The 12,855-nt window shown below is 72.9% G+C and carries 12 protein-coding genes; 7 read left to right on the forward strand and 5 right to left on the reverse strand.

The genetic code is table 11. The features are described 5' to 3' along the window. Positions 1 to 7: 7 nt before the first annotated feature. The 4 genes from OG422_RS05595 (at position 8) to OG422_RS05610 (ending at position 2,359) form a co-directional block, all read left to right on the forward strand. Entirely contained in the window at positions 8 to 274 is a 267-nt protein-coding gene (locus OG422_RS05595) for a type B 50S ribosomal protein L31 (RefSeq protein ID WP_405740349.1), read from the forward strand. Further along, positions 271 to 1,437, forward strand: coding sequence for a CobW family GTP-binding protein (locus OG422_RS05600; RefSeq protein ID WP_405740352.1), 1,167 nt, complete (start codon positions 271 to 273; stop codon positions 1,435 to 1,437). Before OG422_RS05595 ends, OG422_RS05600 begins: the two co-directional genes overlap by 4 nt. Before the next feature lie 194 nt (positions 1,438 to 1,631). Then, on the forward strand, positions 1,632 to 1,868 hold the full coding sequence (gene rpsR / locus OG422_RS05605) for a 30S ribosomal protein S18 (RefSeq protein ID WP_143944446.1): 237 nt from the start codon (positions 1,632 to 1,634) through the stop codon (positions 1,866 to 1,868). 215 nt (positions 1,869 to 2,083) lie between these two features. Then, positions 2,084 to 2,359, forward strand: a complete 276-nt coding sequence (locus OG422_RS05610) for a hypothetical protein (RefSeq protein WP_405740355.1) — start codon at positions 2,084 to 2,086, stop codon at positions 2,357 to 2,359. 309 nt (positions 2,360 to 2,668) lie between these two features. Here the strand turns inward: OG422_RS05610 and OG422_RS05615 are convergent, their stop codons facing one another. From OG422_RS05615 to OG422_RS05625, 3 genes are read right to left on the reverse strand one after another with little or no spacing between them, the layout of a single operon-like run. Continuing rightward, entirely contained in the window at positions 2,669 to 4,576 is a 1,908-nt protein-coding gene (locus tag OG422_RS05615) for an MFS transporter (protein WP_405740358.1), read from the reverse strand. A 24-nt stretch (positions 4,577 to 4,600) separates the two neighbouring features. Further along, positions 4,601 to 5,275, reverse strand: coding sequence for an HAD family hydrolase (locus tag OG422_RS05620; RefSeq protein ID WP_405740361.1), 675 nt, complete (start codon positions 5,273 to 5,275; stop codon positions 4,601 to 4,603). Positions 5,276 to 5,334: 59 nt separating this feature from the next. After that, complete coding sequence (locus tag OG422_RS05625) at positions 5,335 to 6,813, reverse strand: amidase (RefSeq protein WP_405740364.1); 1,479 nt, start codon at positions 6,811 to 6,813, stop codon at positions 5,335 to 5,337. 480 nt (positions 6,814 to 7,293) lie between these two features. Between OG422_RS05625 and OG422_RS05630 the strand changes: the two genes are divergently transcribed. Further along, entirely contained in the window at positions 7,294 to 9,210 is a 1,917-nt protein-coding gene (locus OG422_RS05630) for an N-acetylmuramoyl-L-alanine amidase (protein ID WP_405740367.1), read from the forward strand. A gap of 67 nt (positions 9,211 to 9,277) precedes the next feature. Here OG422_RS05630 and OG422_RS05635 read toward each other — a convergent pair whose 3' ends face one another. Beyond that, positions 9,278 to 9,994 (reverse strand): L,D-transpeptidase, encoded by a 717-nt coding sequence (locus OG422_RS05635; protein WP_405740370.1) that lies wholly within the window; start codon positions 9,992 to 9,994, stop codon positions 9,278 to 9,280. Between the two features lie 171 nt (positions 9,995 to 10,165). On the opposite strand from OG422_RS05635, the gene OG422_RS05640 reads away from it, so the two are divergent. Then, positions 10,166 to 10,723 carry a nucleotidyltransferase domain-containing protein gene (locus tag OG422_RS05640; RefSeq protein WP_405740373.1) on the forward strand — a complete coding sequence of 186 codons (558 nt, stop codon included), beginning with the start codon at positions 10,166 to 10,168 and terminating at the stop codon, positions 10,721 to 10,723. Here the strand turns inward: OG422_RS05640 and OG422_RS05645 are convergent. Beyond that, the gene (locus OG422_RS05645; RefSeq protein WP_143943066.1) at positions 10,692 to 11,492 is read right to left on the reverse strand and encodes a methyltransferase domain-containing protein; all 801 of its coding nucleotides are present in this window, start codon (positions 11,490 to 11,492) and stop codon (positions 10,692 to 10,694) included. The two genes, OG422_RS05640 and OG422_RS05645, sit on opposite strands and share 32 nt — an antisense overlap. Before the next feature lie 267 nt (positions 11,493 to 11,759). On the opposite strand from OG422_RS05645, the gene OG422_RS05650 reads away from it, so the two are divergent. Then, a complete protein-coding gene (locus OG422_RS05650; RefSeq protein ID WP_405740376.1) occupies positions 11,760 to 12,707 on the forward strand; it encodes a phosphotransferase family protein in 948 nt (315 codons plus the stop codon). The last annotated feature ends 148 nt before the right edge of the window (positions 12,708 to 12,855 follow it).

The following is a 12,855-nucleotide window of genomic DNA, read 5'->3' on the forward strand; positions in this document are numbered from 1 at the left end:
TCCCGTCATGAAGCCCGGAATCCACCCCGCCTACGGCCCCGTCGTCTTCCGCGACAAGGCCGCCGGTTTCGCCTTCCTCACCCGCTCCACCGCGACCTCCGACGCCACCGTCGAATGGGAGGACGGCCACACCTATCCCGTCATCGATGTCGAGATCTCCTCGCACAGCCACCCCTTCTACACCGGGCAGACGCGCGTCCTCGACACCGCCGGACGCGTCGAACGCTTCGAGCGCCGCTACGGCCGACGGGACGATCGGCGGGACGCCCGATGAGTGGCACCGCCCGTCGGCTCCCCGTTGTCCTCGTCGGCGGGCTGCACGCCGAGGCCCGACAGGAGGTCGTACGGCGGCTCCTGACCACGGTGCCGGACGCCGTCGCCCTCCACCACGACCTCGGCGCCTCGGCCGACGGCACCGTGCTGCGCACCCTCCGCGACGCCGACGGCGAACTGTCGCGCGGCGAATCGCCACTGGTCAACGACTGTGCCTGCTGCGCGCTGCGGGAGGATCTGGTCCCCGAACTCCGGCGGCTGGCCGACAGCGGTCTGCACCGGCTGGCCGTCGTGGAGCTGTGGGACTCCGTGGAACCCCGCGCGATGGCCGAGGTCGTCGCGGCCCACGGCGGGGACGGGCTGATCCTCACCACCGTCATCACCGCCGTCGATCCGGCGCTCGTCCTGCCGGTCCTGTCCAACGGCGACGACCTCGCCGAGGCCGGGCTCGCCGCTGCCGCCACCGATCAGCGCACGGTCGGCGACACCTGGGCGCGCCAACTGGAGTACGCGCCGGTCCTCGCCGTCGTCGACAGCCCGGACGCCGACGACGCGGACCGCGCGCTGCTGGCCCAGCTGCATCCGACGGCCCGGCACCTCCCGGCAACGTCCGGCCTGCTGGTGCGGGCCGCACTCGGCGAGGACGGCGGGTTCGACGTGGACGGCGCGGCGGCGGCCCAGCATCCGGCGTGCGCACTGCTGCCGCAGGAGGCCGACGAGTGCGGCGTCACGACCCTGGTGTGGCGCCGCCACCGCCCCTTCCACCCGGAACGGCTCTACGACGCGCTGGAGGACCTGACGTGCGCCGCGGCCCGCAGCCGCGGCCGGTTCTGGCTCGCCGACCGCCCCGACACGCTGCTGTCCTGGGACGCCGCCGGGGGAGCCCTGTGCGTGGAGAACACCGGACCGTGGCTCGCCGCGCTGCCCGACGCCGCCTGGGAACTGGTGCCGCCGGTCCGCCGCGCGGCCGCCGCCCTGGACTGGCACCCCGAGCACGGCGACTGCTGCCAGCACCTGGTCTTCACCGCCCCTGGCCTCGACCGCGACGGCCTGACACGACTGCTCGACTCGTGCCTGCTGACGGACGCGGAGTGCGGCGGCGGCCGCGAGGCGTGGAAGCAGCTTCCGGGGGCGTTTGACGGGCTGTTGGAGCCGGCGGTCTGACGGTGTCGGGGGCGACGGCCCCTTCCTGCCGCTGGTCCGTCCCTCGGACCACCGGCTCCGGCTTCCCCGGCCCTGCCTCCGACGATTCGCACGTTCCCTGCTCTCCCACCCTCGACTCCGACGTTCCCCGGCTCTCCCGCCATCGCATCCGACTCCCCGTCTTCCCCTCACCGACTCCGCTGAAAGGTTCTGCCATGACTCGCCGCCCCGCTCCCCGCAAGGCGTCCCGGCCCCGTCCCAACCCCCTTGACCGGGCGGGCATCACGTACATCGACTACAAGGACACCGCCCTGCTCCGGACGTTCCTCTCGGACCGCGGCAAGATCCGCAGCCGTCGGATCACCCGCGTCACCGCACAGCAGCAGCGGCAGCTGACCCGTGCGATCAAGAACGCCCGGGAGATGGCGCTCCTGCCGTATGCGTCGCGGTAGGCAGCGGCGGGCGCCTGGCCCCGCCCCGCCCCGCCCTGGTATGGGGTGGGGCGGGGCGGGCACACGGGGCCGTCGGATGGCGGTGTGTGTCAGGGGGCGTCGGGGCGGGTGCGTTCGCGCTCGGGCGGGCGCGGGCCCGTGGCGCGGTCGGAGGGCGGGGCCACGGTGGGATCTTCGTCCGGGGGTTCGGCCAGCAGGGCGGTGATCTCGTTGGCGTGCTGGGGCAGTTCCGCGTTCTCGTATGCCGTGCGGGCCGGCTCCCACCAGCGGTGGGCCTCGGCGGGCTGGTCCAGGGCGGCCGCCAGGTGGCCGAGGTGGTGGCGGGTGCGGGCCTGCCCGTCGTCGGCGTGGGGGAGGCGGCGGTAGCCGTCGAGGGCGTCGCGGCAGTGGTCACCGGCGGTGCAGTGGTGACCGAGGTGCAGTGGCGGGCCGCGGTGCCCATGCTGTGCAGCGCCCTGGCCTGCCCGGCGCGGTCGCCGAGCGCACGGTAGCGGTCGAGGGCCTCCGCGAAGAGCGGCAGCGCCCGGTGGGGCGGCTCGTTCACCGGGCCTTTCTCACGCACGGGTGAGGAGAGCGGGAAGGGGAGGTTGGTCGGATGGCCGGTTGCTCCCTTGGCTGCTCGGCCGGTTGGCCGGTTGAACGGTTGGCGGCCCCTTGGCTGCTCGGCCGGTTGACGAGTTGAACGGTTGGCCCCTGGCCGGTTGGTCCCTTGGCGGTTGGCTCGGCAGTCTGCTGGCTTCTTGGCTTTCCCCTCCCTCTCCCCCTCCCCCAGCCCACCCGCCCCGCCTCCTCCTCTTCCGCTACGGGTCGCCCCGCTCCGGCCTGGTTGTGGTGACGGTTGTGGTCGTGGCCACGGGGGTGGTGGGCTCGGCTTCTGTGGGGCGGGTGCGGCCGCCACGTTGGGAAGCCAGTGCGGCGAGCACTGCCAGGACGGCGGAGGTGGCCAGTACCGCCTGGAGCGCGTGGGCCGATGCGGCGGCGGAGGCCGAGCCGCCGTCGGTCAGGTGGAGGTAGCCGCCGCCCAGTGTCGCGACGCCGAGCGCACCGCACAGTTGCGCGTTGGTGCTGATGACGCCGGACAGATCGGCGGCGTAGCGGTCCGGCAGTACGAACGTCATCCGGGCGATCAGGGCGTTGGAGCTGATGCCCAGGCCGAGCCCGCCGATGCCCAGCAGCAGGAAGAGCGGCGGGCCGGTCCGATGGCCCGTCACCAGGTAGAGCCACACCGCGGCGTAGCCGCCCGCCAGGACGGTGCAGCCCACCGCGGGCATCACGGCGGCGTACCGGGACGGCACCCGGGCCAGCAGCGGACCGGCCAGGCCGAACGCGGCGACCCAGGAGATCATGGCCATCCCCGCATAGGCGGGGCCGCGGCCCAGTCCCTCCTGGAGGTATACGGCGAGTACGAAGAGGAGGGCGAAGTACGTCATGGTGGTGGCGCCGTGTGCGGCCAGGGACCAACGGATCACCGGTTCGCGGACCACCTCCTCGGCGATCAGCGGCCGTCCGCCCCGCGCGGCGCGGCGCCGTTGGCTGCGCCGGAACTCCGCCCCCATCGGCACGACGGCCGCCAGACAGACCCACATCCACCAGGGCCATCCCGCGTCGGTGCCCAACAGCAGCGGCACGATGAGCAGCAGCACCGTGGTGGCCAGCAACGCCATGCCATGGACGTCGACGTCGTCGGGAACCGCCACGATCGTGGTGGTCCCAGGGCGAGGAGCGGGATCGGAGCCGGAGCCGGAGCCGGAAGGGAACGCGTCCCTGGCAGGGCCAGAGGTGGCCTCCTGGCAGGCCGGCCCGGAATGGGCGGACTCCGGGTTTCCCGCCCCGGTGCCGGGGCCGGGACCGGATGAGAGCGGACCCCAGGCAGCGTCAGGCGCCGTCTCCAGGAAGGCAGGTTCGGGACGGGCGGACTCGGGGCATGCGGGCCCCGAATCGACAGCCTCCGGGCGGACGTACTCGGGGGCGGAGGGCCCGGGGCGAGAGGAAGCAGCCGCCGCAGCTTTCGAGCTCGCTGCCCGAGTCCCGGCTGAGGCAGTCCCCTCCCCCACATCCGCCGGCATCACCCGCACCGCTGCCCACAAGAGCAGCAACCCGGCCGGGACGTTGATGAGGAAGATCGGGCGCCAGCCGGTGCCGAGGATGTTGGCGGCGATCAGGACTCCGCCGAGGGCCTGGCCCGCCACGGCGCCGCCTGAGAGGGCGATGGCGTAGTAGCCCAGCGCCTTGATGCGCTGTCGTCCGGTGAAGTACAGCTGAATGCCGCTCAGGACCTGGGGCACCATCAGTGCCGCGCCCGCGCCCTGGGCGATCCGGGACGCGACCAGTGTGGCCGGGTCGAAGGCCAGGGCGCAGGCGAGGGACGCGGCGGTGAAGAGCGCCATGCCCGCGAGGAAGATCCGGCGGTGGCCACGGCTGCCGCCGAGGCGGGCGCCCGCGACAAGAAGGACGGCGTAGGCCACGACGTAGCCGGAGACCACCAGGCCCGCTTCGCCGCCGGAGGCGCCGAGGTCGCTCTGGATAGCGGGGGCGGCGATGTTGGCGATGGCGGTGTCGATGTTGGCCATGAACTGCGCCGCGAGGAGCACGGCGAGCAGTCGCCACCGGTGGACGGCCGGACGAAGGCTCCCGCCCGCGGCCCCGGGCCGCGCCGTGGTGGTGTGTTCCGGGGCGGCGCTCCCCGGGTCGGGCGGCTGGGGCCGCATGGTGGGATCCCTCCGTTCCGTTGGTCAGGCCACGGTCAGGGACAGCGGCGGCCAGGCGATGTCGCTGAGGTCGGGCACGACGAGGTCGGCGGCCTTCAACGCCTCGGCGTCGTGGGTGGTGGTCAGGGCCACGCAGGCCAGCCCTGCGGACTTGGCCGCGGCGACACCGGCGGGGGCGTCCTCGAACGCCACCGCCCGGTCGGGGGTGACGCCCAGGGCCGCGCATCCGGCGAGGAACCCTTCGGGGTGGGGTTTACCGCGGGCCACGTCCTCGGCAGTGACCATCGTGGTGAAGAGGTCGGCGCCGCCGATGTGGTCCAGCAGGGCCCCGGCGTGCTCGCGGAGCCCGGAGGTGACGACCGCCATCGGGACGCCCGCGTCGTGCAGTCGCCGCACCAGCTCGGCGGCGCCCGGCACGGGGTGCGGCGGGGGGATGTCCGGGCCGTTGAGGTAGCCGACGGCCTCGTCGAAGAGGTCGGCGACGGTGCTGCCGGGGAACCGGTGGACATGGTCGGCCAGCGCCTCCTGGCCGCGGCGTCCGACGAAGGTCGCCAGCAGCGCGTCGTCGGCCTCCAGACCATGGACGTGGAAGAGGCGGGTCCAGGCGGCGCGACTGCGGTGTTCGGTGGCGATCAGGGTGCCGTCGAGGTCGAAGAGGGCAGCGTGGAGCGGTACCGGAGGGGAGGAGAGGTCGGTCATCTCAGAGGTGTCCTTGCTCGGCGTGCGAGGCGCGGTGGGACCAGAGGCCCCGGGGGCGGTCATCGGGTGGTGAGGGCCGGGTCCAGGTCCTCGTAGAGGTGTTTCCAAGGCAGGTGTTCCTGGCAGGCGGCCGCGCCACGCACGACGGCCGCGTCGTGATGGCGGCGGGCGGCGAACTGCATGCCGATGGGAACGCCGTTGGCCGCGCGGCCCACCGGAACGGTGGCGGCGGGGCTGCCGATGAGGTTGAACGGACTCGTCATCGACCAGCCGACGAACGGGTCGACGGGCTGCCCGGCGACCTCGGTGGGGCCGACGGTGGTGCGGGTGGCGTCGTTGGCGATACCGGCGACGCAGTTCACGGGGCTGACGACGAGGTCGTAGGCGTCGAAGAGGTCCTCGAAGGTGTCCAGGACGCGGGTGCGGACCAGGTCGCCGAGACGGAACTGCACGGCGTCCAGGGCGGCGCCGGTGCGGACGCTCTCCAGGTACGCGGGGTCGACGTCCCGGCCCTGCTCGCCCAGCAGGTCCACGCCCTGTGCCTTGCTGACCTCGGCGGATTCCGCGTGGCAGAGGGAGAGATAGCGGCGCCAGCGGGTGGTCAGCTCGGCGTGCGGGACCGGCAGGCGGAAGTCGTCGACCTCCACCACCTCCGCACCGGCCTCCTTCAGCACCGGCAGCGCGGCCCGTACGGCGGCCTCCACCTCGGGCTCGACCGGGTAGCCGCCGAGGTCGGGGAGGTAGGCGATGCGCATGCCGGTCAGCGACGGCGAGAGGGCGTCGGCGAGTGGCTCGGTCACGGGGAAGGAGTACGGGTCGCGTGGATGCGGGCCCGACATGAGGTCCAGGCCGAGGACGGCGTCCTCGACGGTGCGGGCCAGCGGGGCGTAGCAGACCATCGGGTTGAGGCGGCGGAAGGCGTTGGGGCGGGCAGGGACGGCGACCCGGCCGAAGGTGGTCATCATCGTGAAGACGCCGCAGAACGCGCCGGGCACCCGCAGGGATCCGCCGGCGTCCGAGCCCTGGGCGAGCGGGACCATGCCGGTGGCGACGGCGGCTGCGCTGCCGCCGGAGGAACCGCCCGCGTTCATCGCGAGGTTGAAGGGGGTCGAGGCGGGGCCCAGCAGGGCGCTGTCGGTGGTGGCCTTGAAGCCGAATTCCGGGGTGTTGGTCTTGCCGACGACGATGGCCCCGGCGCGTACGAGGCGGTCGACACAGAGGATGGTGTCGGCCGGGACGTCGTCGGCGAAGACCCGGGAGCCGCGGGTGGTGCGCACGCCCGCGACGGGGTCGAGGTCCTTCACCCCGATGGGGACGCCGTGCAGCGGGCCCGGCTCTGCGCCCGCCGCCACCGCACGCTCGGCCTCCCGGGCGTGGGCGAGGGCTTCGTCGGCGCAGACGGTGACGAATGCGTTGACCGAGGGGTTGAGCTGCTCGATCCGCTCCAGGCTGGCGCGGACCGCCTCGACGGGGGAGACGCTCCCCTCGCGGATCCGGGCGGCAAGCTGAGTCGCCGTTAAGGCCGCGAACTCTTCCATGACTGCCTCTCCTCACATCACACCGTGTGTGTGGTGCGTTCGCTGTGCATTCCGACGGCGGTCACCGGCGGTGCGGAAGGCGCCGCCGCGCTCCCCCGACTGCATGCGGGGCGGCGTTGTCTTCCGTTCGTGAAACACCGCGTAGCGCGGGTTGGTTGCACGGGCCCGGGTGCCGGTCGCGGAGCCGGGGCCGCGGCCCGCGCGAGGCGGCGCGCCCGTCCCCGCGCGCCCCGCGTCCCACGACGAACGCCGGACAACAGGCCGCTGAAGGTGAGGTCACAATCGGCTACCGCCCTGGGAACCGGAGCGATTTTCTGATCTCATGTCGTACGGTGCCGAAACCACCCCCCGCCGAGGCGAGTTGCCCGTCTGTGGTGTGTCCGCGTGGTTCCGCACCGCCCCCCACCCGGTGCGCCGCCCGCAATCTCACGGCCTTTCTCCCGGTATCGCCCGGTGCACCGTTGCACCGAAGGGAATGTTTTGCACAAGCGCAAAAAGAAACGCTGGCTTCCCGCGGCGGTCCTCGGCGGGACGCTGGCCGCAGGCGCCTTCGCTTTTCTGCCCTCCCTGGCGCAGGCTCAGAACGACGCCCCGACGCCCTCCTTGCAGGCCGAATTCACCGCGGCTGCCAAGGAGTTCCACGTTCCACTGCCGGTGCTGCTGGGCGTGGCCCGTCAGGAGTCCGGCTGGCAGCAGCACTCCGGCTACAGCCAGACCGGCGGCTGGGGCCTGATGAACCTCACCGACGTGACGCCGAAGATGGTCTCCGGGGGCGCCGCCGGTGCCGCCGGGCGCTCCGACCTCACCTCGTTCGCGGGCCACCCCGAACTGCACACCCTGCGGGCCGCCGCCGAGCTGACCGGGCTCCCGGCCGACAAGCTGCGACACCGTTCCGCGCACAACATCCGCGGCGGCGCCGCGCTGCTCGCCTCGTACCAGAAGCAGTTGACGGGCGGGACGTCCGACGACCCGTCGCAGTGGACCGCGGCGGTGGCCAGGTACAGCCGTCTGACGGACAAGAAGGCGGCCACCTCGTACGTCACCTCCGTGTTCTCCGCGATCAACTCCGGTGCGCGGCGGCAGTCGGACGGTGGTGCGGTGACGATGCAGGCGGTGCCGTCCGCCAAGCCCGTCACCCGGCAGTTCACCAAGCTGCGGCTCACCGACGCCCCGACGCCGCCGACCGAGTGCCCCGCGACGCTGACCTGCACGTTCGTGCCGGCCGCGGCCGCCAACGGGCAGGTCTCCGACCGGCCGGCGAACGGCGTCAAGATCACGCAGATCGTCCTCCACACCACGGAGGGCTCGTACGAGAACGCGATCAAGACGTTCCAGACGGCGGGCGGCGCCTCGGCGCAGTACGTCATGCGTGCCTCCGACGGCGAGGTCACGCAGATGGTGCCCAACAAGGACGTCGCGTTCGGGGACGGCAACTACGACAGCAACCTCCACGCCATCCAGATCGAGCACGAGGGCTTCTCGGCGCACGGTGCGGACTGGTACACGCCGGTCGTGTACGAGAAGACGGCGGAGCTGGTGAAGTGGCTGGCGGCCAAGTACGACATCCCGCTGGACCGGCGCCACATCCTCGGGCACGACAACATCACCGGCCCCTCGGACGACACCCTCGCGGGCATGCACTGGGACCCGGGCAACAGCTGGGACTGGACGCGTTTCATGCGGCTGATCGGCGCGCCCATCGACGAGGGCGCGCGGGGCGTCGGCCCGGTCGGCTCGGCGGTGACCATCACGCCGGGCTTCGACGAGAACCGCCAGACGTACACCGTCTGCCCGGCGGACGACCCGTCCGGCAAGGTGAAGGAGTGCGGGCCGCAGAGCGGTCCGTCCAGCGCCCTGTTCGTGCGCAGCGCGCCCGCCGATGACGCGCCGCTGCTGCTCGACCCGGTCGTGCACGCGGGCAAGGACGCCAAGGCCGGTACGGACGGCGTCGCGGACTGGAGCACCACCGTCCAGGCGGGGCAGCAGTTCGTGGTGGCCGGTCAGCAGGGCGACTGGACCGCCATCTGGTTCGACGGCCAGAAGGGCTGGATCCACAACCCCGGCGGCCGTAACACCACTCCGGCCACGGATGTGCGCATCGTGAAGCCTGCCGGTACAGGCGCGGCGCACGTGTACGGCACGGCGTACCCGGAGGAGTCCGAGTACCCGGCGGACGTGAAGCCGTCGAAGCAGACGCCGCTGACGGCGGAGAAATACGGGATCCGCGCAGGTCAGGCGTACGTCACCAGCGGGGAGCCGGAGGCGGCGTCGGACTTCTCGCCGTCCAACGGCACGGTCGTGCACGGCGCGAAGCGGTACTACACCGTGCAGTTCAACCACCGGTACGTCCTGGTGAACGCCGCGGAGGTCACCGCCGCCAAGCCCTCGGGGCACTGACACCCCTGGCACACAGGCGCCCGGGACCGCTGCCGGTCCCGGGCGCCGTCGTATGCCGTGCGGTGGCTCAGGTGCCGGGCTTGCGTCCGTAGACGAAGACGTCGTCACCGGTGGAGAGCAGCTTCCAGTACGCCTTGGCGTCGGCGGTGCGCATGTTGACGCAGCCGTGCGAGCCCGGGGCGGACCAGACGCTGCCGCTGATCGCGTGGAACGCCTGGCCGCCGTCGAAGAACTGGGAGTACGGCATCGAGACGTGGTACAGCGACGACACGTGGTTCTTGTGCCGCCAGAAGACCTTGTGCAGGCCGGTGCGGGTCTCGTTGCCGTTGCGGCCGGTGCGGACGGGCACCGGGCGCTTGACGAGGTGCCGGCCGTCCTGGATCCAGCTGATCTGCCGGGTCAGGTCGACGCAGGCGATGCGGCCCCGGTTGGTGGGGCAGCGTCCGGCGCGGTTGGGGTTGCTGCGAGCGTCCCGCTGCGGCTTGACGACCTTCATCATCTTCCAGGTCACGGGCCCCGCGTAGCCGTACTGAGGGTGGATGGCGTGGCTGACCTGGAATGCGCGGATCGCCCGGCAGTCCCCCTGGGACTGCTTGCCGTCGACCTTGCGGCCCAGGAACTTCTCGGCCTGCTTCTGGTACGGCCCCCGGGCGCCGCCGCACCAGGAGCCGGACGCGGCCTGTGCGGGCGCGGCCCCGAGACCGGCCAGCAGCGGGGCGAGCACAGTGCCCGCCATCGTGTACGCGACCGTCCGGCCGCGACGGCTCATCCTGAATCTCGCCATATGTCCGATCCCCACCTCAACTCGACTCCGCTGTCGCCTCTTTCGGCGCTGCGCGCGGTCGCGGGGCGGACGGTGCCGCCCCTCATCCGCTCATAGCCAGATTAGATGGTTGACCCGAGCGCGGCGGAGGAATGGGCGACTTGTCGGCCATGCCGCCAGGAGGACGGGGAAATGGCATCCGCGCGCGAGGAACCGGTCGTGGCGGCGGCAGCGGTGGCGCGGCAACTGCTGCCCGAGGCACGGATGGTGGTCGTGGGCGGCAGCGTACTGCCCGTCCACCGCACACCGATGTCCGACCTCGACATGGTGGCGGTACAGCCGCGGATGGCGGCGCCGCGACATCGCGCGCTGTGGTGGGAGGGCTGGCCGGTGGAGCTGCTCGTCCACGACGAGCGGACGCTCGCCACCCACTGCGAGGACGGCTTCCGGCGTCGCTGGCCGGGCATCCCCCGGCTGCTGGCCCAAGGCGCGCTCCTCGTGGACGAGGACGGGCTCGGCGCCCGGCTGCAGGCGGAGATGCGGCGGCGGCCGGCCGACGGCCCGGCCCCGGCGACCGCCGCCGAGACCGATGCGCTCCGCTACGAACTCACCGAACTCCTCGACGTCACCGCGGCCCGGCGCGCGGAGGCCCGACGCCGCGGCGCGGGGGGGGTGCATACGGGGGCGTGCGTCGCGAGGGGTGCGCCGGTGCGCCCCGTCAGCTCTCGCCGCTCCGCCCCCAGCAGGTGATCAGCGGCGCCGGAGTGACCGCGACGTCCTCCCGGGCCAGCCACTCCAGGTGCGCGTCGATCTCCGCATCCGTCGCCGCCCCGGACTCCGTCAGCTCCCCGCGCACATGCCGTACCGTCGCTGCCTCCAACTCGCGGCAGGCGGGCGAGGTGACCGGGAAATACCCCTCGGCCTGTACGTCCACCAGCCCCGCGCCGCGCAGCAGCTTCGGCAGGGAACGGCCGAACGCCAGATCCGCGCCCCGCCCGGCGAGCAGCGCACGGAACCCCCGGCGGATGCGCTCGGCCCGCTCCCCCTCGGGCCCCTCCTCGGCCGGGCAGGCGAGGGGCTGCAGCGCCGGGTCGGCGTCCTCCACCACCAGCCAGCCGCCGGGCCGCAGCGCCGAGACCAGTCGTTCGAGGACCGCCGCCCGGTCCGGCAGATGCACCAGCAGCAGCCGCGCATGGACCAGATCCAGGCCGGTGGCGGGCGGCTCGTCCCGGGTCACGTCGTGCCGCAACACCTCGGTCGTGGCGGTGCCGGGGCCGGTCAGCCACGAGGTGTCGAGGTCCGTCGCCCAGACCCGGCCGGTCGGCCCGACGCGCCCGGCGAGCCCCGCGGGCACCGAGGCCCCGCCCGCGCCGACCTCCCAGCAGCGCCACCCCTCGCCGATCCCCAGCCGGTCGAGGTGGGTGAACGTCCACGGGTCGAAAAGCTCCGCGAACGCGTCGAAACGCCGCCCCGCCTCGCGCCGCCTGTTGTCGAGCAGATATCCGTCCTCAGATCCCATATCGCCATCCTCGCACCCGGCCCCCGCCCCGCCCCGGGCGTACGGAGCGGAGACCCGCGGGCGCATGGAGCGGAGACCCGCCGGCGACATCGGGCGGTACCCCGCGGCGCATCCCCTACGTTGCCCGGACGAGGGCGCCCCCCCGGAACACGCCGGGACGGCACCGGCCACGCCCCACCCCGCAGGGACCCTGCGGATCAACTCCGCAGCGCCCCCGAAGAACCCCCGAAGACCGCCGAAGAGCGTCCGAAGAACAGGTGATCCCCCATGCCGGCCGACCCCACGATGCCGACCGACCCCGCGGGCACGCTCCACGACATCCGGGCCCTCCTCCGGAGGGAGTTCCCGCAGACCGATGTCACCGCGGTCCGCCCCCTCGACAAGGGCTACACCAGCAGGCAGTGGGTGGCCGACACCGACGAGGGCCGCCTGCTGGTCAAGGTGGTGCAACGCGAACCGTCCGCCGCACATCTGCGACGGCTCGTCACCGCCGCGCAGGTGGCGGCCGCACACGGCATCCCCGTGGTGCGGTACCGGCGGCTGCTGCCCCACGAACCCTCCCTGGGCGGCCCGTTGCTCATCCAGGAGTACCAGGAGGGCGATGCCGCGGACGACGTATGGGAAACCCTCGGCCCGGACCAGCGGCTGACACTGCTCCAGGACCTCGGCGACCTCACCGGACGGCTGCACGCCGTCAAGGGACCCCACTACGGGGACGTGACCGACGGCCCCACGACCTCGTCGCTACGGGAATCGGTCGAAACCGAACTGGAGGCACTCCTTCCACAGGCCGACCTCACCCTGATCGGCGACGCCGACACCCTCCGTTCCGCGCTCCGCGCCACCCTGACACGGCTGGACGACACCGCGAACGTCCCCGCCCTCACCCACGGCGATCTGTGGCTGCCGAACGTCCTCGTCCGCGACGGCCGGATCAGCTGCGTCCTCGACTTCGAACACGCCACCTACGCCGACCGCTTCCGCGACTTCGGCAAACTCGACGAGCATCTCTTCGCCCACTTCCCGGACGGCCTCGACACCTTCCTCACCGCCTACGCCGCGGCACACCCCCTCCCGGACGACTGGGAGCGGCGGCTCTCCCTCGCCCATCTGCTCCACGCCCTCGCCATGCACGTCTACTTCCGCCGCTGGACCCCCCAATGGGCACCGCAGTACGCCCGGGAGGCCAGGGAGTGGCTGGAGAGGAACGGGTGAACGGGTGCCGGGCGCGGCGGGCCCGGGTCAGCACACCCGTAGCATCGTCGCCGACGGTGAGGACCGGGGCTGTGAACAGGCCACATCCAATGACCGGTCAAGCCTCCGTGCGCCCGTCGAGGCCGGTGCGCGCCGCGTTCCCCTGGGA

It is taken from the genome of Streptomyces sp. NBC_01525, assembly GCF_045040405.1.
Classification (GTDB): domain Bacteria; phylum Actinomycetota; class Actinomycetes; order Streptomycetales; family Streptomycetaceae; genus Streptomyces; species Streptomyces benahoarensis.

Bases quoted from the DNA above. Each gene is read 5' to 3' on its own strand.
- OG422_RS05625 (WP_405740364.1), bottom strand. From the start codon at position 6,813: ATGGAAGAGTTCGCGGCCTTAACGGCGACTCAGCTTGCCGCCCGGATC.
- OG422_RS05595 (WP_405740349.1), top strand. From the start codon at position 8: ATGAAGCCCGGAATCCACCCCGCCTACGGCCCCGTCGTCTTCCGCGAC.
- OG422_RS05635 (WP_405740370.1), bottom strand. From the start codon at position 9,994: ATGGCGAGATTCAGGATGAGCCGTCGCGGCCGGACGGTCGCGTACACG.
- rpsR (WP_143944446.1), top strand. From the start codon at position 1,632: ATGACTCGCCGCCCCGCTCCCCGCAAGGCGTCCCGGCCCCGTCCCAAC.
- OG422_RS05645 (WP_143943066.1), bottom strand. From the start codon at position 11,492: ATGGGATCTGAGGACGGATATCTGCTCGACAACAGGCGGCGCGAGGCG.
- OG422_RS05650 (WP_405740376.1), top strand. From the start codon at position 11,760: ATGCCGGCCGACCCCACGATGCCGACCGACCCCGCGGGCACGCTCCAC.
- OG422_RS05620 (WP_405740361.1), bottom strand. From the start codon at position 5,275: ATGACCGACCTCTCCTCCCCTCCGGTACCGCTCCACGCTGCCCTCTTC.
- OG422_RS05615 (WP_405740358.1), bottom strand. From the start codon at position 4,576: ATGCGGCCCCAGCCGCCCGACCCGGGGAGCGCCGCCCCGGAACACACC.
- OG422_RS05600 (WP_405740352.1), top strand. From the start codon at position 271: ATGAGTGGCACCGCCCGTCGGCTCCCCGTTGTCCTCGTCGGCGGGCTG.
- OG422_RS05640 (WP_405740373.1), top strand. From the start codon at position 10,166: ATGGCATCCGCGCGCGAGGAACCGGTCGTGGCGGCGGCAGCGGTGGCG.